Source organism: Streptomyces sp. f51, assembly GCF_037940415.1.
GTDB lineage: Bacteria > Actinomycetota > Actinomycetes > Streptomycetales > Streptomycetaceae > Streptomyces.
On record NZ_CP149798.1, the window covers coordinates 6464612 to 6488947 of the forward strand.

Genomic DNA, 24336 nt, shown 5'->3' on the forward strand with positions numbered 1-24336 from the left:
CGTGGACGTCGGGACAGCCGTCGGGGCCGCCAGGTATCGTTCAGTGCACCAACGAATTTTCGACGCGTCAGCGCGTACCGGACCCGAGGAGCGCACATGGCCGCGGTGGACCTCTCCACCCACCCCGGGCACCTGGCCCGGCGGCTCCAGCAGGCGCACTACCTGCTGTGGAACACGATGGTCTCCGAGGAGATCACCTCGCCGCAGTTCGCGGTCCTGAACGCACTCGTGGCCGAACCCGGCCTCGACCAGCGGACGGTGGGGGAGCGGGTGGGGCTCGACCGGTCCACGATCGCCGAGGTCGTCAGCCGGCTCGGACGGCGCGCGCTGCTGGACAAGGTGCGCGACCCGCAGGACGGGCGGCGCTTCCTGCTGCGCCTGACGGACGACGGGGTGCGCGTCCACCGGAAGCTGACCGTGCGCACCGCGCGGATGAACCAGGTCTTCCTCGCCCCCCTCTCCGCCGAGGAACAGGGCGTCTTCCTCGACCTCATCCAGCGGGTCTCGGACGCCGCCGAAGGGCTCCGCAACCCGGCGGAACCCCTCCGCGCGCCGCACTGAGGACCGCCGGACCTCACGCCTGGGCGAGCACCACCCACACCTGGCCCGGGGCGAAGTTCATCGGCGTGCCGTCCGGAGCGGTGAACCGGGTGCCGTCGGTCGCCCCAGGGCGGTTCCACGTGGCGTCGAAGGAGCGGCCGTCGCGCAGCACCTGCGCCTTGCCCGTGCCGACGGACTCCGAGAACGGCGAGTTGTTGCCGAGCACGTCGTGGTACTTCGACTTGGTCACCTTGACGTACTGGACGACCACCGTCGCCGGAGCCACCGTCCTGCCGTCGGTCGTCACGGTCGGGGTGCCGTCCATGGCCACCAGATACCGTCCGCGGTCGGCGGACCAGGTGAAGGTGAAGCGGGCGGACGGGAAGCGGACCGTGCGGGAGGCCTCGGGCGTGCCGCCCGCGGGGGCGGCGCCGAAACGGAAGCCCGTGGTCAGCGCGGCGTCACCGGGCGCGGAGTCCATGAGCCGGCGCGGACGCAGATACAGATTGTGCGGCGCGGCCTTGCCCGTGCCCCGGTACCAGGCGTCGGGCACCTTCCCCGCGGGCTCGGGAACCAGCGGGGCGCTGTCTATCAGCGGCAGCAGTTTGCGCTGGGCCCCGGAGAACGCGAGCGTCGGCCGGTGGAACTGTCTCAGCAGTTCGAGGTCCGACTCGCGGGCGCTGCGCACCGGTCCGACGGCGGCCGGCAGGGTGCTGGCGAAGACAGCCATCAGCCGGCTCAGACCGCCCTCGACCTGCTCCGCGTAGATCACGTCCGCCGCGTCGAGCCCCGTCTGGGGGCGCGCGTCGGGCGCGTTGTCTATCTTCACCGCGAGCACCGGGCCGGTGCTCGCCGTGGCGCTCCGACTCGGGCTCTGGCTCTGGCTCGGGGACCGCCTGTCGTCGGCGCGTCCGCCCCCCGAGGTGCAGCCCGCCATCAGGGAGCCCGTCACCGTGACGGCCACCAGCGCCGCCGTCCACCCGCCCCGCCCGTTCCGCACCATCTTCCGCATGCCCACCGTGCCACCTGTCCCGTGCCATCGATTGTGCGTTCATCAGTTCATCGGTGGCTTTACCCGATCGTTTCTGATTACGCGTGGCGAGTGAGGTGACCGGTTCGACGGGACGATCCCTGCGGGGGTGAACGGGGTCGCGGACGACGTGGTTCCGTGCCCGGTGCGTCAGCTCCGCGGCCCCAGGATCTCCGCCAGGTCGTAGCCGACCGGCTCCTCCAGTTGTCCGTACGTGCAGCTCTCGGCGGTGCGGTCGGGACGCCATCGGCGGAAGCGGGCCGTGTGGCGGAACCGTACGCCGTTCTCTATGTGGTCGTACGCCACCTCGGCCACCCGCTCGGGCCGGACCGGGATCCAGGACAGGTCCTTCTTCGCCGACCATCTGCTCGGCGCGCCCGGCAGCCTGGCCGACTCGTGCGCCGACTCCTGCGCCCAGGCCGCCCACGGATGCCCGGTCACGTCCTCCAGCCGCAGCGGCTCGAGCTCCTCCACCAGCTCCGCCCGCCGCTTCATCGTGAACGCGGCGCTCACGCCCACGTGTTGGAGCGTGCCGCCGGTGTCGTACAGCCCCAGCAGCAGCGACCCGACGACCGGCCCGCTCTTGTGGAAGCGGTAGCCGGCCACCACGACATCGGCCGTCCGCTCGTGCTTGATCTTGTACATGGCCCGCTCGTCCCGCAGATACGGAAGCGTGAGAGGTTTCGCCATGACCCCGTCGAGCCCCGCGCCCTCGTACTGCTCGAACCAGCGCTGCGCCACCTCGCGGTCCGTGGTCGCGGGCGCCAGGTGCACGGGCGCCGTCACCCCGGTCAGCGCCTTCGCCAGCAGCGCCCGCCGGTCGCCCAGCGGCACGTCGAGCAGGGAGGTGTCGGCCAGGGCCAGCAGGTCGAAGGCCACGAAGGACGCGGGGGTCTTCTCCGCCAGCATCCGCACCCGTGAGTCCGCGGGGTGGATCCGCTCGGTGAGCGCGTCGAAGTCGAGCCGCCCCTCCCTGGCGATCACGATCTCCCCGTCCATCACGCACCGCTCCGGCAGCCGCTCCCGCAACGCCTCCACCAGCTCCGGGAAATACCTGGTCAGCGGCTTGCCGGTGCGGCTCCCGATCTCCAGCTCGTCCCCGTCACGGAACACGATCGCCCGGAACCCGTCCCACTTCGCCTCGTAGTGCATGTCCGGCGGGATCTTCGCCACGGACTTGGCGAGCATCGGCTTCACGGGGGGCATGACGGGCAGATCCATACTTCGACTCTAAGAGCCGTCCAGGGTGTCCGCCTGTCGCGTCTTCCGTCCGACAGGGTCCGCTTGTCCTGCGGTTTTACCGCCGCTTCGCGGCCGGGCTGTGGGAGGAGTGTGAGACGCCGCCCGGTTCCCGGCCCCGCCGGCGGTCGTCGCTAGCTGTCTGAGGGCTGCGATGCGGGACGGGTGAACAGGTGTGCGCGCCGTACCCCGGCCTTGCGCAGTTCGTCTGCCACGATGCGCAGCGTGGTGCGGGCCATGTGCGGAAACATCCCGCCCTTGCAGTCCATCCACACGCGGGGGACCGTGTCGTCGACGGCGACGTAGTTGGGGCTGTAGAGGTCGGTGTCGGCCATGACATCTTCGGCCTCCTCCGGCGAGAGTTCGCGGCCGTCCTCAAGCACGCGCCCCAGGCGCCGTTCCGCGGCGGTGAGCGCCGCGACCGCACGGGCCGGGTCGTTCGACTCGACCGCGATCTCCCAGTGCTGCTGAAACATATCGCCGTTGCCCCCCAGGATGCGCAGCGCGCCGGGGTCTACCGTGATGCCGCCCGGCTCGCTCTCCGAGACCACGGCCCGACGCATCCAGAATGCGCTTTGGTCGGTTTCCAGGCATGCCTCGGCCACGTGCCAGAGCATCTGCGGGCCGGACCCGCCAACTGCCTCCTCGAACAGGCTGCGTGCGCGTTCCCGGTCCCCCGATTCCAGGGCCTGGCACCCTCGTCCGAAGGCGATCCCGGCAGGGTGATCGGCAGATGGCAGGCGGGAGTCATCAGTGTCCACAGCCGATGTCTACCACCCAGTTCTGACATATGGTCACTGAACTGCCGAATCGACCGGCAGCGCCGCCACAGAACCGACCCGGTCGAACTCGCCCGGCAAATGGTCAAGTTCCCCTGTCAGAGGACAACAAGCTCCGGCTGCGCCTCGGTCGGCGGGCGCACAACGCTTGGCGGCGAACCCGTGAAGCCGGCATGCGATGAGCGGGCACGCGTCCAGAAGTGCGCCTTCGCGGTGCTGCTTTGCAGATTCGTCGTCGCGGACGTACCCTCCCGGTCCACTTCGTTGGAGCGGGTGGAAGGGAACCGAGATGAGTGAGTCGTACGAGGAACTGGAAGCGCGGTACAGGGTTGCCCTGAACCGCGTGAGCGAGGCATACGGGGTCCTGCGCAACATCATGGGTGATCCCAAGCCCCTTGCCCCCGGGGAAGATCCTCCCGTCCTGACCAAGGCGGAGCGCGACGCGCAGACCGAGGCCATGAAGGCGTTCCAGGAGTACGTGCCAGTTCGCGATCTGTACTGGGCCACCCGATGGGGCCGCGAGGGCAACCCGCCGAAGACCTGACGGCGCGGCGCGGGCAGCCGTTGTCACGGCGGAACGGCTGCCCGCGTCAGTGTTCCCAGGCATCCGGCCCGCCACCGCGCCACTCGATCAGCTCGGATCGGACGACGTCCATCTCGTCCCAGCCTTGGAGCCCGGCCTCTTGCAGGAACGCGACGACGTCCCGGACCGAGAACGCGCGGCCGAGGATGGTGCCGTCGGCGCGGACGCGCCGGCCGCCGTCCTCGTCGGGCGGGTACATGTTCCAGGCGACGCATAGACGTTGAAGGCGCCCGCGAACTGGGCGCCCCCTCGCCGACCGCATACAGCTCAATCCTCGGCGGGCTTGCGGCCCATCCGGTGCGCCTTTTTGGCCGCTTGCTCCGGGGTCACCAGTTCCACCCGGCGGCGGAAAGTGCCCTTCACTACGAAGAAGCCGGAGAACTTTCCCAGCGCCCCGATCTCGCGGCACTCGTACAAGCCGTTTCCAGGCAGCGGCCACCCGTAAGGCGGGCCACTGCGATCGAGGAACGTCCGCGCGTACACGTACCTCTTGTTGGTGCCTCGGATCTTCGCGACCCAGCCGATCGGGCTGTCGCTGATCACTCGCTTCGGAGTGATCGACACCATGGGAAACACCCTGGCCGGGTCCGCAGTGGCGATGTCGATGGGGACGTCCAAGGCCGCTGTCGATGCCGCTTTCTGCTCCGGGGTGGCGTGGCGCTGACAGACCTGCGGATGAGGGCCGATGCCGTGCCAGACCATGAGCGAGAAGCTACAGCGGGTCCCCTTCTGCGTCACGGCCGTGCACTGAGTCACGCTGTCCCCCGGATTCTCGCGTCGCACCTGCTCAGCGACTCTTTCGGCAGGACAGTACATGCTGACTTCTTCGGGCTGGGGTGGGCCTGTCCATGCCCGGAGTGGTCTCGGAGGTCTCGGGCAGCACGTCATCTGTCCGCTAGCTCCGGGCGATCTGGTTGACCCGCTTCGCCACGGCGTCCAAGTGGTCGGTTCCGATGGACATTTCGGCGGCCATGAGGTCGAACGACGCCTGGTCCTCGCTGTTCGCGCCCACGGTGCATGCGGAGGCGGACTTTCCCAGATGATCCAGTGCCAGCTTCCAGCGTGCGGCCAGCTTTTCGTCCGGCATCGGGTCTTCCTGCGCAATCCCTTCGACGTCCGCGGTGAGCTGCGCACAACTGGTTTGCAGCGCCGCCAGGTCCACCGGGTCCGAGTCCTTCTCCACTTGCCCCAGACTCTTCGCGAGGGTGTTGAGGGAATCGAAGCCGCCAGCATCTGCCCAGGCTCGGACCTTGGTCGCGGTATCGGTGCTGGGGCTCGCCGACGTGGAGGTTGAGGGCGTCGCCCATTGGTGAGGCGCGGCGCTGGTGCCACCGCCGCAGGCGGCGAGCAGAAGGCTGAGCGCGACTGTCGTCGTCGCAATCGCGAGCTTGGTACGCATGGTCCCCCAAGGACAGATGGTCAGATGACGGATGCTGCTCTGTCGCATCGAGACGTGGGGGCGTTGTATCCCTTCCGTTACACAACGTCACCGTAGTGTCACCGAGGGGCATGTCTGGCGCCCTGTTGTGGGCGTCCCTGTCCGCACTACGGTGCGCGGCAGATCACCGGACCGACGAAGGGACTGGCAATGGCGCGACGGATGTGGAAAGTCGGCACGAACTCCGGCAACGACGGATGCCCCACTCTCTACACCGAGCCCGGCACCGACACCTACGTCGTGCAGGGCGACCCGGTGACCGACCCCGCCGAAGTGGCGCAGCTCGACCTCGCGGACGGCGAGGCCGCGGTCACCGTGCCCCGCGAGCTGCTCGCCAACTTCGGCCCGAAGGAGCCCGTGCACGTGTCCCAGCTCATCAGCTTCGAGGACTTCAGCGGCATGTTCGCCAAGCTGAAGCACTCCGCCTGGCGCCTGGAGACCCGCCGCCGCTACGCCTCCGACGAGACCACCGACACCTACGCGCAGTTCCTCGCCGAGGGCCGCGTCGACTGGGACCTCGACGACCCGTGGTGCGCCGGCCGCCGCGAACAGTCCGCGCTCGGGAAGCGGTTCGAGCGGGTGCGGATCCTCGACGAGCCGCCCACCGCCGGGCAGCGGTACCTCCTCGACAACGCCCGCCGGAACACCGCGGTGGGCGAAGACATCCGCGTCCTGACCCGCACCCGTGCCGAGGAACTCGGGCTCCCGCGTGAGGACTTCTGGCTCTTCGACGCACGAGTGGTCGCCCTGCTCCACCATGACGACGTCGACAACCTGACCGAGGTCGAGCTGATCACCGATCCCGTGCAGGTGCTCCGCTACGCGCAGGTCCGCGAGGCCGCCTGGCACTTTGCCGTGCCCTACGGCCAGTTCAGCGGGTAGCTTCCCAACCGTGGCAACGGACTTCCAGCAGGCCCGCGAGGCGCTCGGCCGCCGGCTCCGTGAGTTGCGCGGCCAGCGCACCCAACGGGACCTGGCGGCCGTGCTGGAGTGGCCGCAGGCCAAGGTCTCCAAGCTGGAGACCGGGCGGCAGACCGCCACCACGGACGACGTCACCGCGTGGGCCGCAGCTGTAGATGCTCCGGAGACGGCCGGGGAACTCACCGCCCGGCTCCAGGGCCTGGAGACGCACACGCGGTCCTGGCGGCGCCAACTGCGGGCCGGGCACCGGCCGGTGCAGGACGTCCTCACCATCGAGTACGAGCGCTCCACGGAGCTGCGCGCGTGGCAGGGCTCCATGGTCGTCGGCATGCTCCAGACCCCGGACTACGCGCGCGCCGTGTTCACCCGGTACGCGGAGCTGCACCAGTCGCCCCGCGACGTCGAGGACGCCGTCCGCGCCCGGGTCCGGCGGCAAGAGCTGCTGTACCAGCCGGGCCGCACCTTCCACCTCTTGCTCTGGGAGGCCGCGCTGCACGCGGGCGTCGCCCCACCGGACGTCCTGGCCGCGCAGCTGGACCGCCTCTGCAGCGCGATCGGCCTCGACACCGTCCGCCTCGGCATCGTCCCCATCGGCGCGCAGGTCGGCGTCCCGCCGGCCAACTCGTTCTGGCTCTACGACGACCGCCTCACGGTCGTCGAGGACTGGCACGCCGAGCTGTGGCTGAACGACACCGACAGCTGCGCCCTCTACCGCCGCGTGTGGGACACCCTCGACCAGGCCGCGGTCTACGGGACCCACGCCCGGCGGCTCATCGCCCGGGCCCGGAGTCAGTTCACGGACCGCCCGTAAGCATCACGGCGAATCGCCGAGGAGCGCCGTCGAATATTCGCGAATCAGACCGGGTCCTGATTCGCGCCGGTCCCTAACCTGCTGGTCATGGCCTTACAACCTGCCCTGTACGAACGGCAGGCGGGACAGGACTGGCTCCTCGCCTGCGCCGACATCCCCGCCGAAATACGGTCCCTCTGGGACGCCGACGAACTCGGCCCGTTCCCCAGCGGCGGCCACTGGATGGTCGCCGAGACGACGCTCGCGCGGACCATGGACGCCCTCCGGCGCATCGACCAGCCGCGCCGCGGCCCGGTCCTCGGCGACGTCACCACGGGCCTCGCCTGGTGGCTGCTCCCGCCCACGCTCGGTGAGGAGCTGGGCGACGCCCGCACCCTCACCGTCCACCCCCGCGGCTGGGTGCTGCGCTGCCCGCCGGTGCTGTACCCGGTGCGCGGCCGCGTCTGGCTGGAGCGCCCGGACGGCACCGGACGACTCACTGACCCTGTCCTGCTCGGCGCCGCGCTCGGTCCCGGCGGCGGGCCCCGACTTTCCACGGAGGCATTCGCATGACCGTCACCTCGGCCCAGACCGCGGACGGCGATCTGCTCGACGAGCCAGCGAAGCGCCTGCTCGCCTCGGTGAAGACTGCCGGGGACCGGGCCGCAGCGCAGGCCCTCGTCGAGGAAGGGACGATCCTCGCCCGCCGCAGCGTGCTGAGCGTGCTCGGTCTCCTGGACGCGCCGGCTTGGTCACCGGTCCGCTGGGAGGGGCTAACAGGCCGGGTCTACAGCCTCGGCCTGGACGAGGAGCAGCGGGCGTTCCTCGGGCTGACGCTGTCGATGGTGGGTATCGGGCAGGTCACCCTGGCCGCAGTGACCGATCTCGGCGAGCGCCGCCTAGCGGTCATGCTGCGCGCGATCGCCCGTCTCGCGGGCAACGACACCCTGGCGGTGGGCACCCGCATCTGAACTCTCGCGGTCGGCCCCGTGGTCGGCAGCGCGTAGGGGCCGGACCGCCCTGGCTGTACACGGGACGGGCCGGTGACGGCTGCCCGTCCGCCCTCGGCACCCCAGGAGGGAGCCGGCCGGCGGGTGCGGGGCGGGGCGGATCGCGCTCCGGCCCGGTGGGTCCGCATGACCGCGGGGGTTCCGCTGTCGAGGTAGGCGTGCCACCCGCTGAGTTCGGTGAGGGCGTCGCTCAGCCGAGGTAGGGCGTTCGGCGGGGCGCCGTCCGCCCGGTGTGCGGGGCCCGCGAGCTGCGCCTACCGTGGCTCGCATGGGCGATGCGGTGGAACTCGAAGCGGCCGGGCGGAGCGTTCGTCTGTCCAGTCCGGACAAGATCTTCTTTCCGGAGCGCGGCTTCACCAAGCTGGATCTGGCCCAGTACTACCTCGCCGTCGGCGAGGGCATCCTGCGCGCCCTGCGCAACCGCCCCACCACGCTGGAGCGCTACCCGGACGGAGTGACCGGCGAGTCCTTCTTCCAGAAGCGGGCGCCCAAGAACATGCCCGACTGGATCCCGACCGCGCACATCACCTTCCCCAGCGGCCGCAGCGCCGACGAGATGTGCCCCACCGAGCCCGCCGCCGTGCTGTGGGCGGCGCAGTTCGGCACCCTCACCTTCCATCCCTGGCCGGTCCGCCGCGACGACGTCGACAGCCCCGACGAACTGCGCATCGACCTCGACCCGCAGCCCGGCACGGACTACGCCGACGCGGTGCGCGCCGCCCACGAACTGCGCGAGGTCCTGCACGAGTACGGCGGTCTGCGGGGCTGGCCCAAGACCTCGGGGGGCCGCGGGCTGCACGTCTTCGTGCCGATCCAGCCGCGCTGGACCTTCACCCAGGTGCGCCGGGCCGCCATCGCCGTCGGGCGCGAGCTCGAACGCCGTATGCCGGACCAGGTCACCACGGCGTGGTGGAAGGAGGAGAGGGGCGAGAAGATCTTCGTGGACTACAACCAGACCGCCCGGGACCGCACCATCGCCTCCGCCTACTCCGTACGGCCCCGCCCGCACGCCCCGGTCTCCGCACCGCTGCGCTGGGACGAGGTGCAGGACGCCAGACCCCGGGACTTCGACCTGGCGACCATGCCGAAGCGCTTCGCCGAACTCGGCGACGTGCACGCCGACATGGACGACCACGCCTTCTCACTGGAGGCCCTGCTGGAACTCGCCAGCCGCGACGAGCACGACCACGGCCTCGGCGACCTCCCGTATCCGCCCGAGTACCCGAAGATGCCGGGCGAGCCCAAGCGGGTGCAGCCGAGCCGGGCGAAGCACGAGGAAGCCAAGCCCTCGGGCGACTGATCCCCTCGGCCGGTCCGAGGCGCGGACCCCGCCGAAGAGCCCTCGGAGAGATCGGTTCCAGCCGTTCTCGGTGATCGGGAAGCCCGTCCCCGGCGCGGGCCGCCGCGCGGCTATCCTGATCGGCATCCGCCGAGGAGGTGCCCTGAGGTGACCGAGACAGTGTCGCGCCCCACGCTGGAGGCCGTGGCCGCGCGGGCCGGGGTCTCCCGGGCCACCGTGTCGAGGGTCGTGAACGGTGGGGACGGAGTCCGTGAGCCGCTCGTCGAGCGGGTGCGCCGGGCCGTCGAGGAACTCGGATACGTTCCGAACCAGGCCGCCCGCAGCCTCGTCACCCGGCGCCACGACGCCGTCGCCGTCGTCATCGCCGAGCCGGAGACCAGGGTCTTCGCCGACCCCTTCTTCGCGCTCCAGCTCCGCGGCATCAGCAAGGAACTGGCCGCCAACGACTCGCAGTTGGTCCTGCTGCTCACCGAGGGCCGTGACGACCACGCCCGCGTCGCCCGCTACCTCGCCGGCGGTCACGTCGACGGCGCGCTCGTCTTCTCGCTGCACCTCGACGACCCGCTGCCCGGACTCATCCACGGCGCGGGGGTGCCGACCGTGTTCGGCGGAAGGCCCGGCTGGGGCGACGGGGTCCGCGAGGCGGTCTACGTCGACTGCGACAACCGTGGCGGAGCCCGTCAGGCCGTCCGCCATCTCCTCGGCCTCGGCCGGAAGAACATCGCCCACATCACCGGCGCCCTCGACCAGACGTCCGCGGTCGACCGGCTCGACGGCTACCGGGACGTCATGACCGACGGTGACCCGGCGCTCGTCGCGACGGGCGACTTCACCCCCGCCGGCGGCGAACGCGCGATGCGCGAGCTGCTGGAGCGCCGCCCCGACGTGGACGCGGTGTTCGTGGCGAACGACCTGTCGGCCCTCGGCGTGCTGCGCGTCCTGCGTGAGCAGGGACGAAGGGTGCCCGAGGACGTCGCCGTGATCGGCTTCGACGACATGCTGCCGATCGCCGAACAGACCGACCCCCCGCTGACAACGGTCCGTCAGGACATCGAGGAGATGGGCCGGTTGATGACCCGTCTGCTGATCGGCGGGCTGGAGGGCCGGGCCGGGGAGGCGGGCCCGGCGTCCGAGTCCTCCGGAGTGGTCCTGCCGACGACGGTCGTACGCCGGGCCTCGGCGTAGGGCGGGTCGGCGACGTCCAGTCGGCCGCCCGCGCGGCGCGCCGGGCGTCGTCGGCCGGGTGACATCGCGCCGACGTGACCCGGGACCGTCGCCGGTCGGGTGACATCGCGCGGACATGACATCGCGCGGACACGCCCCGGGACCGTCGTCGTGACGCCGAGGTCCGCAGACCGGGGCGTCAGCCCTGCCGGGGCACGCTCTTGATCACCGCGAGGTGCGCGCCGTACGGATCCGCGATCCTGGCCATGCGGCCGACGCCCTCCATGTCGGTGGCGGGCATACGGACCGTGCCGCCGAGTTCCTGGGCCTTGGCGACCACCGCGTCGGTGTCGGGGACCTCGATGTACGGCAGCCAGTACGCCCCCGTCCGCGCCTCGACCGGGTCGTCGGCCAGCGGCACCAGGCCGCCGAACATGCTCTCCTCCTCGGTCCCCGCGGGGTTGATGCAGGTGTAGGTCCCGCCGGGGAACTGGGCTGCCGAAGTCTCCCATCCGAAGACCGAGTTGTAGAACGCGGCGGCCGCCGCGACGTCCGGGGTGACGAGTTCGACCCAGCACAGGGAGTTCGGTTCGCCCGCCGTGCCCAGGCCCTTGGTCCGGCCCGGCTGCCAGATGCCGAACGTCACGCCCGCCTTGTCGGCGAGCATGGCCATGTGTCCCTCGCCCATCACGTCCATGGGCGGCATGAGCACCGTGCCCTTGGCCTGCTCGACGGCCTTGGCGGTGGCTTCGGCGTCCTCGGCCTGGAAGTAGACGTGCCAGGACGGGGGGCCCTGCTCGGCGGTGATCTGCATGCCCCCGGCCACGGTCCTGCCGTCGACCTGGAAGAAGCCGTAGCCGCCGGCGTCGGGCCCCGCCGACTGGAACCGCCAGCCGAAGAGGCCTCCGTAGAAGGCGATGGCACCCTCGATGTCGGACGTGCCGACATCCAGCCAGTTCGGGGAGCCGTTGACGAATCGCGTGGTGAGCATGATTGCCCTCCTTTGAGGGGTCCCGTTGCCTTTGGTTCCCACTCTTCCACCGCCCACTGACAATCGCCGTCGATGCGCGCGAAGCGCCGGGCCGACCGCCACCGTCACTCTGGGTGTCCGTCACGATTCCCATCGTCGCCGATTCCTTCCGCGCGCCGCCGTGCCCGGCACGGTCCGGCGCGCCATCATCGAGGCGGCCGGCGGCCTGGGCGCCCGGCGTTGATCCCGCGTTGAGCGAACGTTTTTCGCGGCGGGGCACGCTCATGGGCATGTACTCGCAAACCATCGCTCCGTCCGACCTCGCCTGGCAGGAGCAGGCGTTGTGCGCGCAGACGGGGGCGGACTTCTTCTTTCCCGAGCCGGGCAGCTCGGTCCGTGACGCGAAGCGCATCTGCGGGATGTGCCCGATGCGGCCCGCCTGCCTCGACTACGCGCTGAGCAACGACGAGCGCTTCGGTGTGTGGGGCGGACTCTCCGAGAAGGAACGGCTCGGCCTGCGGCGCGCCCTGGAGTGACCCGCGACGCGCCCCGGACAGCGACGGACCCCGGCAGTCGGCCGCGGGTCGCGTGGTGCATCGGAGTGAGCTGCTTGGCATATGCGCTTGGACCATGCCGAATCTGCGTATGACGTCCTCTGATCGTTGTCACCGACACCGAAAGGGACGTCATGGCCGACAGCAAGGCCACCAGAGCGAAGAAGGCCGCAGGGGCGATCGGGCTCGTCACTCCGATGGGCGGGCCCGTGCCCGGAGAGGCTCCCCGGGCGGACGAGGAATGGGCGCTGCCGGGCGGCAGCGCGAGGGTGTACTACGGGCAGGGTCAGCGGGGTGTGGTCCGCCCGGTGATCCTGGCCGACGGGTTCAACCTGGGGCCGTCCGACTTCGACTGGCTGTGGGACGGGCTGGAGAACGGCAGGTTCCCGTTCATCAGCGAACTGCGGCGGCGGGGACGCACGCTGGTCCTCGTCGGGTTCGACGAGCGCAGCGAGTCCATCCTGCGCAACGCCGAGACGATGACCGCCGCGATCATGCGGACCATCGCGGAGCAGCTCGGTGACGCCCGGCTGCTCGTCGGCGGGTTCAGCATGGGCGGCATCGTCGCCCGCTACGCGCTGGCCAAGATGGAGACGCAGCGCATGGACCACCGCGTCGCGGTCTACGCGTCGTTCGACAGCCCGCACCGGGGAGCGTGGGTGCCGATCGGACTCCAGGCGCTCGCCCACTACCTCGCCGACGCGGGCGACGACACCTACCTGCGGCAGATCGGCAGCCCGGCCTCGCAGCAGATGCTCTGGCGCCATCTGGACGCTCTCGACGGCACGCCGAAGGAGAGCCCGCTGCGCAAGGAGTTCAAGGAGCAGCTGGAGCGGGTGGGCGGCTGGCCGCGCATCCCGCGTCTGATCGGGGTGTCCAGCGGGCGCGGTGACGGCGTGGGCAACGGGGTGCGGGCCGGGGCCAAGGCCCTGACCTGCGCCGGGCCGCTCTTCGACGGCACGTACTTCCTCGCCCAGACCAAGGGCGAGGCCGCGGAGGTGGCCGTGCTCAACGGCGTCCTCGGCGGGCCGCACACGATCACCACGAGCGGCTTCCCCGAACTGGACGGCGCGCCCGGCGGGACGCTCGAGTCCTTCGGCATCGTCGGGGACACGCTCAAGGCGTTCGGCGAGAACGTCGACATGGTCCACCGGGCCGTGTGCTTCGTCCCCTCGGTCAGCGCGGTCGCCGTCCGCGACCTGGACCGGCAGGAGAACCTGTACGTCAACATCGACGAGCTGCGCCCGGACGAGTCGGATCTCGACGACTTCCTGCTCTCGGCGGACAACGATCCGCACGCGATCATGACGCCGGAGATCGGGGAGTGGGTCCTGGACCGGCTGCCCGACTAGACCGGGCCCACAAGGCCGAACAAGGCCACGCATGCGCGGGCGCCCCGGCAGGACCTGAACCCTGCCGGGGCGCCCGCGCCCGTTCGTGTCGCGCCGCGCCCACGCGGGGGCGGGTCACGCACCGCGCCCGGGCGGGCTGCGTCACGCGCCGGCGCGGGCCGCCATCCGGGCCTTGCGGGCGGCGAGCTTCTCGTCGAACTTCGAGGCTTCGGCGTCGAGGCCGCCCATGAAGAAGCCGAGCTCCTCCTGGGCCTTGATGCCCTCGGGGCCGAGGCCGTCGATCTCCAGGACCTTGAGGTGACGCAGCACCGGCTGGAGCACGTCGTCGTGGTGGATGCGCATGTTGTAGACCTCGCCGATGGCCATCTGCGCCGCCATGCGCTCGAAGCCGGGCATGCCGTGACCGGGCATGCGGAAGTTGACGACGACGTCACGCACGGCCTGCATGGTCAGGTCGGGGGCGAGCTCGAACGCGGCCTTCAGGAGGTTGCGGTAGAAGACCATGTGCAGGTTCTCGTCGGTCGCGATGCGCGCCAGCATGCGGTCGCAGACCGGGTCGCCCGACTGGTGACCGGTGTTGCGGTGCGAGATGCGGGTCGCCAGCTCCTGGAAGGCGACGTACGCGACCGAGTGCAGCATCGAGTGGCGGTTGTCCGACTCGAAGCCCTCGCTCATGTGCTGCATCCGGAAGGCTTCGAGCTTGTCCGGGTCCACCGCGCGCGAGGCGAGAAGGTAGTCACGCATCACGATGCCGTGCCGGCCCTCCTCCGCCGTCCAGCGGTGCACCCAGGTGCCCCAGGCGCCGTCACGGCCGAAGAGGGACGCGATCTCGTGGTGGTAGCTCGGGAGGTTGTCCTCGGTGAGCAGGTTGACCACGAGGGCGATCCGGCCGATCTCGGTGACCTTGGACTGCTCCTTCTCCCAGGCCTCGCCGTCCTCGAAGATCCCGGGGAAATTGCGGGCGTCGCTGAACGGCACGTACTCGTGCGGCATCCAGTCCTTGGCGACCTTCAGGTGGCGATTGAGCTCCGTCTCGACGACTTCCTCCAGCGCGTACAGCAGGCGGGCGTCGGTCCAGGCGGCCGACGGGCTGCCGAGTTCGGGAGAAGTGATCGTCACAGGTGCTCCAGGGAGGGACGGGACAACGAGCGGTAAAGCTAACCTATGGCATCGTAGGCTACGTCTCCGTAGGTTACGTCTCCGTAGGTTAAGAAGCCCGTAAAGGTCTCTGATCAGCGGTGATGCGGGCGACGGTGCCCGCACTTCCCGGTCCGCGCCGCAGCGACCCGGGGCGTCGGACGCCCGGGGCCGTACGGATGACTCGCTCACTCGTTCAGGCGTACAGCTCCCGGAGCCTCACCGACAGACACGTCACGCAGCCTTCGAGCTTCTCGAACTCGCCGATGTCCACCACGACGGGCTCGTGGCCGAGGTCGGCGAGCAGCTCCGCGGTCTTCGGGGCGGACGCCGCCATCAGCACCTTGCCGCCGCCCAGGAGCACCACGTGCGCCCCGGACTCCTCCGGCACCGCCAGGAAGCGCGGGAAGAGCGACGGAGTGTCCACGAGGGGCTCGTGTCCGATCACCGTTCCGTCGGGCAGCGCGGTGACCGCCGACTTCAGGTGCAGCACCTTGCTGACGGGGACCGCGACGACCCGCGCCCCGAGCGGTTCGAAGACCGCTCGCAGCTGCTGGACGCCGGCCGCGTTCGTCCGGCCGCTGCGGCCGACGTAGATCGTGTCGCCGACCTTCAGGACGTCACCCCCGTCGAGGGTGCCCGGATCCCAGATCCAGTTCACCGAGCAGCCGAGGCGCGCGACCGCCTCCTCGACCCCCGGGGTCTCGGCGCGGCGGGTCTCGGCGCCGGGACGGGTGATGAGGGCGACGTTGCGGAAGACGACGACGGCGTCCTCGACGAACACCGAGTCCGGGCAGTCGTCGGCCGGGTCCACCTCCACGGTCTCCCAGCCGTGCGTGCGCAGCGCCTCGGTGTACGCCTCCCACTGCTCGGCCGCGAGATCCACGTCCACCACCGTGCGTTCCACGTGGGTGACCAGCCCCTCCGCGAGGCGGGGGCCGGGCCGGCGTACGAGCGCTTTCTGACTGGGCACGGGAGGGTCTCCGAATCCGCCGGGGGTCTCGGCGCACCATCATGCGGCGCGGTGCACGCGCGCGAAAGCCCCCGGCCCGACGCCGGGGCACCGCCCACCCCCGACGCTAGGCCGCCCGGGCGCCCCGCACTATGAGGAATACCCGACAGTTTCCGGAGCGATTTCTTTCAGTTCTCCTCCTTCCAGCAGCAGCCGTCGCGTGATGCCGATCGACTCCAGGAACGGCATGTCGTGGCTGGCGACGATCAGCGTCCCCTCGTACGACTCCAGGGCGGTGATGAGCTGCCGGACGCTCGCCATGTCCAGGTTGTTCGTCGGTTCGTCGAGCATGAGGAGCTGCGGGGCGGGCTCGGCCAGCATCAGGGCCGCGAGCGCCGCGCGGAAGCGCTCGCCGCCGGAGAGCGTCTCCGCGAGCTGGTCGGCCTTCGCCCCCTTGAACAGGAAGCGGGCGAGACGGGCCCGGACCCGGTTGCCGGTGGCGGCCGGCGCGTACCGGGCCACGTTCTCGGCCACGCTCAGCGCGTCGTCCAGGACGTCGAGCCGCTGGGGCAGGAAGCGCAGGGGCACATGGGCCCGCGCCTCGCCCGACACCGGATCCAGCTCCCCGGCGATCGTGCGCAGGAGCGTCGTCTTGCCGGCTCCGTTGCGCCCGATGAGCGCGACCCGTTCGGGCCCGCGGAGATCGAACACCCCGTTCACCCGCGCGCCGTGCTGGAGCTCCAGCCGGTCGAGGGTCAGGACGGTGCGTCCCGGGGGCACGGCCGTGTACGGCAGGTCGACCCGGATCAGATCGTCGTCCCGTACGGCCTCCACCGCCTCGTCGAGACGCTCCTTGGCCTCGCTGAGTCTGCCCTCGTGCAGGAGCCGGTGCTTGCCCGCGGACTCCTGGGCCGAGCGCCTGCGCGCCCCCATGACGATCTTCGGCTCGCGCTTCTGGTCGTTCATCCTCTGCCCGTACCGCTTGCGCCGGGCCAACTTGACCTGGGCGTCGACCAGTTCACGCTTCTGCTTCTTCAGATCGGACTCGGCGACGCGCACCATGCGCTCCGCCGCCTCCTGTTCGGCGGCGAGCGCCTCCTCGTACGCGGAGAAGTTCCCGCCGTACCAGCCGACCTCGCCTGAGTGCAGATCGGCGATCTGGTCGGCCAGGTCGAGGAGTTCACGGTCGTGACTGACCACGACCATGACCCCGGACCAGGACTCCACGGCCGCGTACAGCCGTTGCCGCGCGTACAGGTCGAGGTTGTTGGTGGGTTCGTCGAGCAGCAGGACATCGGGGCGGCGCAGCAGGAGCGCGGCCAGCCGCAGCAGCACGGACTCGCCCCCGGACACCTCGCCGATCGTGCGGTCCAGGTCGATGTGCCCGAGGCCGAGTTCGCCGAGGGTCGCGCGGGCCCGCTCCTCGACGTCCCAGTCGTCCCCGACGACGTCGAAGTGCTCCTCGGACGCGTCGCCCGCCTCGATCGCGTGCAGGGCGGCGCGGACCGCGCGGATGCCGAGAGCCTCGTCGACCCGCAGCGCGGTGTCGAGGGTGACGTTCTGCGGCAGATGGCCGACGTCGCCCGCGACCCGGACGGTGCCGTCGGCCGGGGTGAGTTCTCCGGCGATTAGTTTCAACAGGGTTGATTTCCCTGATCCGTTGACGCCGACGAGCCCGGTGATACCGGGCCCGAAGGCGACCTGGAGGTCGTCGAAGACCTCCGTGCCGTCGGGCCAGGCGAAGGACAGGGAGGTACAGGCGACGGACGTGGGATGCGCTGACATGAGGGCCTCGCGAATGCTGGATGCGGTCGGGGGTACGCGTAGGGGACACCGCGAGGCGACGACGATCCGGTTCGGAGGAGAGCGGGAGGAAGGCTCCGTACCAAGGACGGCTCGAACGCCGAGGTCGCACGCTGCGCACACACGGGGTCCGACAGGACCAGCCGGGTGTGACGCGGTGTCTCAGACCTCAGACGAGCAACGTCCTTCTCCATTCGACGGCAACAGAACCGCTTCACACCGTAAGGACGGTCCCGAGGGCTGTCAAAGGATTAACGCGCCCACCGACGAACCGAGGAGACCCCGTGCCGAACGGCCCGCTCTCGTTGCCCGCCCGGCTCCACCTCCTGGCGTGGGACACCACGAAGGGGAGGATCACCGGGTCCACCCACCTCCATCACCTGGTGCGCGCCGGCGCCCTCACCGAGCTCGCCCAGCGCGGGCTGCTCGTCGACGACGAGGGAATCGTCACCCCCGTCGACGCCGACTCGCGGACGGGTGACGTCGTGCTCGACGGCCTCCTGGAGCTCGTGTCGGAGTCCCGGCCCCGCGGGTGGAAGCCGTGGGTCACCTGCCGCGCCCGGTACACCCTGGACGCCGTACGCGCCCAGCTCGTCGCCGAGGGATATCTGCGGGCGGAGCGGAAGCGGGTCCTCGGGCTCTTCCCGTCCGTCGAGTACGAGCTGGACCGGGTGCCCGCGGTCGAGGCCCTGCGCGCCCGGGCACGGGAGGTGCTGGAGGGGCCCGTGCCCGTCGCCGAGGTCGACGACCGCGACGCGGCCCTCGTCGCGCTGGCCACCGCCGCCGAGCTCCGCACCTTCGCGTCGGCCAGGGAACGCAGGCTCCACCGGGTCCGGATCGAAGCACTCGCCGAACGTGGTGGCGCGGCGGCTCCCGCCCTGCGCAAGGTCATCCAGGACGTCCGTACGGCGGTGGTCGTGGCGGCCACCACGGCAGCCTCCACGAGCGCGGCGACGACCACGGCGAGCTGAGACCGGGCGCGCGGCGGCCCCGCGGTGAGCCGGCTCCCGCCACGGTGAACGGGGGCGGCCGGCACGTACGTCCGGCAGGCATGTCCCTCGCCCGCATGCCGCACGTCCATGTCGGTTTCCTGCCAGCGGGTCGCGCGCCGGCCGTGCTTGGCTTGGCCGCATGACCGACACCGAGCAGCTCCGCGCCTCCGCCCTCGCCTTCCGTGACCTGCACGTACCGGGCCGTCCCCTCGTCCTGGCCAACGCCTGGGACGCGGTGAGCGCGCGGATCGTCGAGGAGGAGGGCGCCGCCGCGCTGGCGACGACGAGCGCGGGCCTCGCCTGGGCCCTGGGCGCCGCGGACGGGGACCGGCTGGACAGGGACGATGCGCTCGCGGCCGTCGCGCGGATCACCGCCGTGGTCCGGGTGCCGGTGAGCGCGGACATCGAGAGCGGGTACGCGTCCGAGGCCGAGGGCGTGGGGGACACCGTCCGCGCGGTGCTCGCGGCGGGCGCGGTGGGCGTCAACATCGAGGACGCCCTCTACGGGGAGGGGGCCGGGCCGCTGCGCCCGGTGGCGGAGCAGGCGGAGCGCGTCGCCGTGGCCCGCGCGGCCGCGGACGCGGCGGAGGTGCCGCTGTTCGTCAACGCCCGCGTCGACACGTTCCTGCGGGGCGCGGGCGGGCTGGGGGAGACCCTGGAGAGGGCCGCCGCGTTTCTGGCCGCGGGCGCCGACGGAGTGTTCGTGCCCGGAACCACCGATCCGGCGACCGTGAAGGCGCTCGTCGAGGGCATCGACGGACCCCTGAACATCCTGGTGGGCCCCGGAGCACCGTCCGTGGCCGAGCTGGCCGCGCTCGGCGTGGCCCGGATCAGCGCGGGTTCGAGCATGGCGGCGGCCGCGCACGGCCTGGTCCGGCGTGCCGCGCGGGAGCTGCTGGGCACGGGGACCTACGAAAACCTGACGGGCGGGTTCGACTACGCCGGTCTCAACGCCCTGATGGGGCGCGCCGGCTGACCCGGCCGGAGCCGCTTCAGCGGGTGCCCCGCATGAGCTCCGCCAGATCGTGGTCCAGGTCCACCTGGAGGTGCTCGAGACCGACCGGCACCAGGTCGGTGGTCTGCTGGAGGAAGTTCCGCACCTCTCCCGAGCGCACATGGACCACGGCGGTGCCCTCGGGGGCGTGGAATTCAAGCACGGTGCGGTCGAAGCCGTACGGCCGCACCCGCACGTCGCCGTGCCCCACCGCGTCCTCCAGCCCCGACACGAGCAGTTCGCGGGCGAAGGTCCAGCAGACCTCGACGCCTTCGAGCGTGGCGGGGGCGGGGAAGGTCATGCGGACGGCGAACGGATCGGTCCGGTCGTAGTGGAGCGTGGCCGGAATGCTCGGCATCCGCGGCGCGGCGGCGACGAGGCGGGCCTCTACGGGCTGCTCGATGACGGTGGACAACGCCTTGCTCCCTTGTGACGGCTGGACGAACTCCGGGCGGATGAAGCCGGTCAATTGAAGAGACGGAAGAACGACCCGGCGCGTGCACCTCTGACCCGAGTGACCTCTGTCACCGAGGTCATGCACCGGGAGATCCACTTTCTCCGATCGTGGTGATCCCTTTCCGTTCCGCACTCGCCCGACACCGACGAAGACACCCGGGCGGCCCCTGAGGTTCCCTGCGACCGCGATATGGACGCCATCGGGGGACGGAGGCCTTCTGGACGCCGCCGGGGCAGTGCACTAGCTTCGCCCGCCATGAGGGGCTTGGGGAAGACGAGACGCAAGAGCCGGACGATCGGAGTGGGACCGGCGACGGCCGCACTCGCCGCGGCGCTGGTGGTGGCGGCGCCCGCCGCGGCGGTGCCGCAGCACGCGCACGACACCGCACGGACCCCGCACTGGGCGCTCAAGGACAGCGGCACGGACGCCCGCTTCCGCGGTCTGTCGGCCGTCAGCAGGGACACCGCCTGGGTGGCGGGATCCAAGGGCACGGTGCTGCGCACCACCGACGGCGGCGCGGTCTGGCGGAACGTGTCGCCGCCCGGGGCGGCGGACCTGGAGTTCCGCGACATCGAGGCGTTCGACGCACGGCGGGCCGTGGTCCTGGCCATCGGTGAGGGCGAGGCGTCCCGTGTCTACCGCACCGAGGACGGCGGCACCACCTGGACCGAGTCCTTCCGGAACACCGACGCCAGGGCCTTCTACGACTGCCTCACCTTCCTCGACCGGCGGCACGGGCTGGCGATGAGCGATCCGGTGGACGGCAGGTTCCGCATCCTGTCGACCAGCGACGGCGGCCGCACCTGGAAGGTGCTGCCGGGCGAGGGGATGCCCGCCGCGGAGGACGGCGAGGCCGGCTTCGCCGCGAGCGGGCAGTGTCTGGTCGGTTCGGGGCCCCGTGACGTGTGGCTGGCCACGGGCGGAGGCGCACGCGCGCGCGTGCTGCACTCCGCTGACCGCGGGCTGACCTGGACCGCCGCCGACACGCCCGTGCCGGCCGGGGATCCGGCACGCGGTGTCTTCGCCCTCGCCTTCCGCGACCGCGTCCACGGCATCGCGGTCGGCGGCGACTACCGCGCCGACCAGGCCTCACCGCGGGCCGCGGCGGTCACCCCCGACGGCGGCCGTACCTGGACCACAGCGGACCGGCCCCCGCCCGCCTACCGCTCCGGAGTCACCTGGCTCCCGCACAGCCGCACCGCCGCCCTCGCGGTCGGCCCCACCGGCACCGACCTGACCACCGACGGCGGCCGCACCTGGCGCACCCTCGACACCGGCTCTTACGACACCGTGGACTGCACCCCGGACCTGGGCTGCTGGGCATCGGGCGAGAAGGGCAGGATCGCCCGGCTGGAGCGCTGAGGGGCGGGAGGGTTCCCGGCCGGGGGACTCGGGGTCCTCGGGTCCCCGGCCCCTCGGGTCCCGGCCCCCGGCCCCCGGTCCCTCGGGTCCCGGCCCCCGGGGTCCGGGGTCCGGGGTCCGGCGGGGTCCGACGGGGTCCGGGTCCCTGGGGTTCCCGGGTTCCCCGGGTTCCTCAGTCGAGGGTCTCGCGGTAGCGTTCCAGGCCCGGTGCCGTCTTCGTCGCCACGAACTCCGTGACGCGGTACGCGCACACGCCCGCGGTGACGAACGGGTCGCCCGCGGCGATCTCCTCGATCCGCGCCCGGTCGTCCGCGACGGCCAGGATCACGCCTCCCTCGCGGGGGTTCTTGCGCCCCGAGGCGAGGAAGGTCCCGGCCGCGTACTGCTCGTCCAGCCAGGCGACATGGGCCTCCAGGACGGCGTCGACGGCTTCGAGCGGCGCGGTGTAGGACAGCTCCAGTACGAACATGATCGCGAGCCTACCCCCGCGCCGCCCACCTGCCGTGCCCGGCCGCTGCGTGACCGCTCTCCACCAAGAGCCGTGCACCCGGGCCGGGTTGGGCGGTCCTTGGAGCCGGTGCGGCACGAACTCCGAGGGCCCGAGACGACTTCGCCGGGCGGACCGCCCCAGCCGGTCCCGGGCGAGGCTCGCCCCGTAGGCTCGTTCCCATCATGACGACCGTGAGGATTCCCGCGGGCTGGCCCGCCACCGAGGAACAAGCCCGCGCCGTACAGGACGAGTTGCGCGAGCGGGTGGTGCTCGACGAGCCCGGTCCGCCGCCCGGTGCCGGCCGGGTGACGGGCGTCGACGTCGCCTACGACGACGAGCGGGACGTCGTCGTCGCGGCGGCCGTCGTCCTCGACGCGGTGACCCACGAGGTCGTCGCGGAGGCCACCGCCGTCGGCCGGGTCTCCTTCCCGTACGTCCCCGGACTGCTCGCCTTCCGCGAGATCCCGACCGTCCTGGCCGCGCTGGACAACCTGCCCTGCCCGCCCGGCCTGGTCGTCTGCGACGGGTACGGACGCGCCCACCCGCGCCGCTTCGGCCTCGCCAGTCACCTCGGCGTCCTCACCGGATTCCCCACGATCGGGGTCGCCAAGAACCCGTTCACCTTCTCCTACGAGGAGCCGGGCGTCCCGCGCGGCAGCGCCTCACCGCTGCTCGCGGGCAGCGAGGAAGTGGGCCGCGCGCTGCGCACCCAGGACGGGATCAAGCCCGTGTTCGTGTCCGTCGGCCACCGCGTGGACCTCGACAACGCCTGCGCCCACACCCTGGCCCTCACCCCGAAGTACCGCCTGCCGGAGTCGACCCGCCGCGCGGACTCCCTGTGCAGAACCGCTCTGCGCGAGGCGACCGCCTGATTCCGCCCGCCCGCCTGCGCGCGAAGCCGGCTCCGTCCGGGCCAGCGGCCCGGCTCGCGCGCCTGAGTACGGCTTCTGAGTACCCGTACGGATGTACGGCCGCGCCACGGCCGCGAGGCTGGTCCGTATGACGACGAACCGAACCCCGCATCCCTCCGACGAACCCGCCCGGTCCGCCGGACGCGCGGTGACGACCGCGCTGCTCCTCGCGGTCTCGGCCGGCCTCGCCTGGACGGGCGGGATGATCTACACGGTGATCGTCTGGGCGTCGTGAGGACCGAGCGGCCCCCACGCACGCGCCGCACCGCCCCGGTCCAGGTCCCTAACGCACCGCCGCCACCCGGAAGGTGATCCCCGCCGCGACGAGCCGTTCGAGGAGCGCGTCGCCCATCGCCACCACGGGCGTGACCTGCCCGGCGGTCTTCGGCAGGTCGTCGAGGGCCAGGGACAGGGCGGACTCCGCCAGCATCTTCGCGGTCTCGCCGTAGCCGGGGTCGCCGCCCGAGACCTCGGTGTACACGCGCCGGCCGCCGCCCTCACCCACGAAACGCACCGAGAACCAGCTCTTCGCGCGGAGTTCGGCGCTCGGCCCGTCGCCCGGCCTGATCCGGCCGGACAGCCAGCGGCGCGCGGGCGGCAGCTGGGCGGCGGCGAACAGCGCGCTCACCCCGGCGACTCCGCCGAGGGCGACGGGCAGGCTCTCGACGGCGGCGTAGTGGCGGTAGCGGAAGTCAGGACCGTAGCGCGCCAGGGCGCGCGCCGAGCGCTGCACCACCTGGGCGTCGATCGTCGGCAGCGGCAGCGCCCATGCCCCGACCTCCTTGGCGAACCGCGGCGCGCCCAGCGGAGCCGTCACCCGCCGCTCCATCAGGCGCGGTTCGTGATAGCGCCGCTCCCGCGCGGCGGCGAGCATGTGCCGCCCGCGCGCGAACTGGTTGAGGGCGGAGGCGAACGTGCCGCCGGAGAACATCGCCCGGGAGCGCACGAAGCCCTCCACGCGCAGCGGCACGTCCTCGGGGAGCTGCTTGACGGTGAAATAGGCGCCCAGGTCGTGCGGCACGGAGTCGAAGCCGCAGGCGTGCACGAGCCGCGCGCCCGTCTCCCGCGCGCGCGTGTCGTGCCGGACGTACATCAGGTCCACGAACTCGGGCTCGCCGGTCAGGTCGAGATAGTCGGTCCCGGCGTCCGCGCACGCGGCCACCAGTTCCTCGCCGTAGGTGATGTACGGCCCCACGGTCGAGGCGACCACGCGCGCCTGCCGGGCGAGCTCACGCACCGACTGCGGGTCCGTGACGTCCGCCCGCAGTACCCCGGGTGCGCCGCCCAGCCGCTCGCGCAGCCGTTCCAGCTTCCCGGCGTCCCGCCCGGCGACCGCCCACCGCAGTCCCTCGGGCGCGTGGGCGGCCAGATACTCCGCGGTGAGCTCCCCGACGAAACCCGTGGCTCCGAAGAGCACGATGTCGTACGCGCGGTCCGGCTCGTTAAGCCTGCTCATGACACCCTCCACCACTGTGGGCTGCGCTCGAACGCGCGGTCCGCGCCACGTCGTGCGCGAAGCGCCGTTGTCGGTGGCTGAGGCTAGCGTGAGGTACGAACAGTCGGACGAC

General features: G+C 71.6%; 28 protein-coding genes. 15 read left to right on the plus strand and 13 right to left on the minus strand.

Translation table 11 applies throughout. From position 1 onward, the window contains the following. The first annotated feature begins 96 nt into the window (after positions 1–96). The gene (locus WJM95_RS27995; protein WP_339132651.1) at positions 97–561 is read left to right on the plus strand and encodes a MarR family transcriptional regulator; all 465 of its coding nucleotides are present in this window, start codon (positions 97–99) and stop codon (positions 559–561) included. A 13-nt stretch (positions 562–574) separates the two neighbouring features. Here WJM95_RS27995 and WJM95_RS28000 read toward each other — a convergent pair whose 3' ends face one another. From WJM95_RS28000 to WJM95_RS28010, 3 genes are all read right to left on the minus strand, one after another. Beyond that, positions 575–1552, minus strand: coding sequence for a DUF3048 domain-containing protein (locus WJM95_RS28000; RefSeq protein WP_339132653.1), 978 nt, complete (start codon positions 1550–1552; stop codon positions 575–577). A 168-nt stretch (positions 1553–1720) separates the two neighbouring features. After that, complete coding sequence (locus WJM95_RS28005) at positions 1721–2791, minus strand: ATP-dependent DNA ligase (protein ID WP_339132655.1); 1071 nt, start codon at positions 2789–2791, stop codon at positions 1721–1723. 152 nt (positions 2792–2943) lie between these two features. After that, positions 2944–3570 (minus strand): hypothetical protein, encoded by a 627-nt coding sequence (locus tag WJM95_RS28010; protein ID WP_339132657.1) that lies wholly within the window; start codon positions 3568–3570, stop codon positions 2944–2946. Positions 3571–3877: 307 nt separating this feature from the next. Here WJM95_RS28010 and WJM95_RS28015 point away from each other — a divergent pair, with 307 nt between their 5' ends. Next, a complete protein-coding gene (locus WJM95_RS28015) occupies positions 3878–4132 on the plus strand; it encodes a hypothetical protein (protein WP_339132658.1) in 255 nt (84 codons plus the stop codon). Between the two features lie 46 nt (positions 4133–4178). Here WJM95_RS28015 and WJM95_RS28020 read toward each other — a convergent pair whose 3' ends face one another. From WJM95_RS28020 to WJM95_RS28030, 3 genes are all read right to left on the minus strand, one after another. Further along, positions 4179–4370 (minus strand): hypothetical protein, encoded by a 192-nt coding sequence (locus WJM95_RS28020; RefSeq protein WP_339132660.1) that lies wholly within the window; start codon positions 4368–4370, stop codon positions 4179–4181. 68 nt (positions 4371–4438) lie between these two features. Continuing rightward, positions 4439–4873, minus strand: coding sequence for a hypothetical protein (locus tag WJM95_RS28025; RefSeq protein ID WP_339132662.1), 435 nt, complete (start codon positions 4871–4873; stop codon positions 4439–4441). Between the two features lie 193 nt (positions 4874–5066). Beyond that, a complete protein-coding gene (locus WJM95_RS28030; protein WP_339132664.1) occupies positions 5067–5570 on the minus strand; it encodes a hypothetical protein in 504 nt (167 codons plus the stop codon). A 189-nt stretch (positions 5571–5759) separates the two neighbouring features. Here WJM95_RS28030 and WJM95_RS28035 point away from each other — a divergent pair, with 189 nt between their 5' ends. The 6 genes from WJM95_RS28035 to WJM95_RS28060 all read left to right on the plus strand — a co-directional run bounded on the left by WJM95_RS28035 (position 5760) and on the right by WJM95_RS28060 (position 10815). Continuing rightward, positions 5760–6491 (plus strand): DUF6879 family protein, encoded by a 732-nt coding sequence (locus WJM95_RS28035; protein WP_339132666.1) that lies wholly within the window; start codon positions 5760–5762, stop codon positions 6489–6491. Between the two features lie 10 nt (positions 6492–6501). Then, positions 6502–7341 (plus strand): helix-turn-helix transcriptional regulator, encoded by an 840-nt coding sequence (locus WJM95_RS28040; RefSeq protein ID WP_339132668.1) that lies wholly within the window; start codon positions 6502–6504, stop codon positions 7339–7341. Between the two features lie 87 nt (positions 7342–7428). Continuing rightward, on the plus strand, positions 7429–7893 hold the full coding sequence (locus WJM95_RS28045; RefSeq protein ID WP_339132670.1) for a hypothetical protein: 465 nt from the start codon (positions 7429–7431) through the stop codon (positions 7891–7893). Then, positions 7890–8291, plus strand: a complete 402-nt coding sequence (locus WJM95_RS28050; protein WP_339132672.1) for a hypothetical protein — start codon at positions 7890–7892, stop codon at positions 8289–8291. Before WJM95_RS28045 ends, WJM95_RS28050 begins: the two co-directional genes overlap by 4 nt. Before the next feature lie 307 nt (positions 8292–8598). Beyond that, positions 8599–9630 (plus strand): non-homologous end-joining DNA ligase, encoded by a 1032-nt coding sequence (gene ligD / locus WJM95_RS28055; protein ID WP_339132674.1) that lies wholly within the window; start codon positions 8599–8601, stop codon positions 9628–9630. Between the two features lie 147 nt (positions 9631–9777). After that, complete coding sequence (locus tag WJM95_RS28060) at positions 9778–10815, plus strand: LacI family DNA-binding transcriptional regulator (protein ID WP_339132676.1); 1038 nt, start codon at positions 9778–9780, stop codon at positions 10813–10815. A gap of 178 nt (positions 10816–10993) precedes the next feature. Here the strand turns inward: WJM95_RS28060 and WJM95_RS28065 are convergent, their stop codons facing one another. Beyond that, a complete protein-coding gene (locus tag WJM95_RS28065) occupies positions 10994–11785 on the minus strand; it encodes a VOC family protein (RefSeq protein ID WP_339132678.1) in 792 nt (263 codons plus the stop codon). 269 nt (positions 11786–12054) lie between these two features. Here WJM95_RS28065 and WJM95_RS28070 point away from each other — a divergent pair, with 269 nt between their 5' ends. After that, positions 12055–12300, plus strand: a complete 246-nt coding sequence (locus tag WJM95_RS28070; RefSeq protein ID WP_339132680.1) for a WhiB family transcriptional regulator — start codon at positions 12055–12057, stop codon at positions 12298–12300. Between the two features lie 152 nt (positions 12301–12452). Continuing rightward, entirely contained in the window at positions 12453–13670 is a 1218-nt protein-coding gene (locus tag WJM95_RS28075; RefSeq protein ID WP_339132682.1) for an Mbeg1-like protein, read from the plus strand. A gap of 141 nt (positions 13671–13811) precedes the next feature. Here the strand turns inward: WJM95_RS28075 and WJM95_RS28080 are convergent, their stop codons facing one another. From WJM95_RS28080 to WJM95_RS28090, 3 genes are all read right to left on the minus strand, one after another. After that, complete coding sequence (locus WJM95_RS28080; RefSeq protein WP_339132684.1) at positions 13812–14789, minus strand: acyl-ACP desaturase; 978 nt, start codon at positions 14787–14789, stop codon at positions 13812–13814. 214 nt (positions 14790–15003) lie between these two features. Further along, positions 15004–15780 (minus strand): dimethylargininase, encoded by a 777-nt coding sequence (gene ddaH / locus WJM95_RS28085; RefSeq protein WP_339132686.1) that lies wholly within the window; start codon positions 15778–15780, stop codon positions 15004–15006. 129 nt (positions 15781–15909) lie between these two features. Further along, positions 15910–17544 (minus strand): ATP-binding cassette domain-containing protein, encoded by a 1635-nt coding sequence (locus WJM95_RS28090; protein WP_339132688.1) that lies wholly within the window; start codon positions 17542–17544, stop codon positions 15910–15912. Positions 17545–17846: 302 nt separating this feature from the next. On the opposite strand from WJM95_RS28090, the gene WJM95_RS28095 reads away from it, so the two are divergent. Together WJM95_RS28095 and WJM95_RS28100 are read left to right on the plus strand one after the other, a co-directional pair. Next, positions 17847–18533, plus strand: coding sequence for a GPP34 family phosphoprotein (locus WJM95_RS28095; RefSeq protein WP_339132690.1), 687 nt, complete (start codon positions 17847–17849; stop codon positions 18531–18533). Positions 18534–18693: 160 nt separating this feature from the next. Next, positions 18694–19530, plus strand: coding sequence for an isocitrate lyase/phosphoenolpyruvate mutase family protein (locus WJM95_RS28100; protein ID WP_339132692.1), 837 nt, complete (start codon positions 18694–18696; stop codon positions 19528–19530). A gap of 16 nt (positions 19531–19546) precedes the next feature. Here the strand turns inward: WJM95_RS28100 and WJM95_RS28105 are convergent, their stop codons facing one another. Further along, complete coding sequence (locus WJM95_RS28105) at positions 19547–19963, minus strand: SsgA family sporulation/cell division regulator (protein ID WP_339132694.1); 417 nt, start codon at positions 19961–19963, stop codon at positions 19547–19549. Between the two features lie 297 nt (positions 19964–20260). Here WJM95_RS28105 and WJM95_RS28110 point away from each other — a divergent pair, with 297 nt between their 5' ends. Next, entirely contained in the window at positions 20261–21367 is a 1107-nt protein-coding gene (locus WJM95_RS28110; RefSeq protein WP_339132696.1) for an oxidoreductase, read from the plus strand. A gap of 172 nt (positions 21368–21539) precedes the next feature. On the opposite strand, the gene WJM95_RS28115 is transcribed toward WJM95_RS28110, so the two are convergent. Further along, the gene (locus tag WJM95_RS28115; RefSeq protein ID WP_339132698.1) at positions 21540–21836 is read right to left on the minus strand and encodes a YciI family protein; all 297 of its coding nucleotides are present in this window, start codon (positions 21834–21836) and stop codon (positions 21540–21542) included. A 203-nt stretch (positions 21837–22039) separates the two neighbouring features. Between WJM95_RS28115 and WJM95_RS28120 the strand changes: the two genes are divergently transcribed. Together WJM95_RS28120 and WJM95_RS28125 are read left to right on the plus strand one after the other, a co-directional pair. Next, on the plus strand, positions 22040–22729 hold the full coding sequence (locus tag WJM95_RS28120) for an endonuclease V (protein WP_339132700.1): 690 nt from the start codon (positions 22040–22042) through the stop codon (positions 22727–22729). 127 nt (positions 22730–22856) lie between these two features. Beyond that, on the plus strand, positions 22857–23003 hold the full coding sequence (locus WJM95_RS28125; RefSeq protein ID WP_339132702.1) for a hypothetical protein: 147 nt from the start codon (positions 22857–22859) through the stop codon (positions 23001–23003). A gap of 48 nt (positions 23004–23051) precedes the next feature. On the opposite strand, the gene WJM95_RS28130 is transcribed toward WJM95_RS28125, so the two are convergent. Beyond that, entirely contained in the window at positions 23052–24224 is a 1173-nt protein-coding gene (locus WJM95_RS28130; RefSeq protein WP_339132704.1) for a saccharopine dehydrogenase NADP-binding domain-containing protein, read from the minus strand. Between the last annotated feature and the right edge of the window lie 112 nt (positions 24225–24336).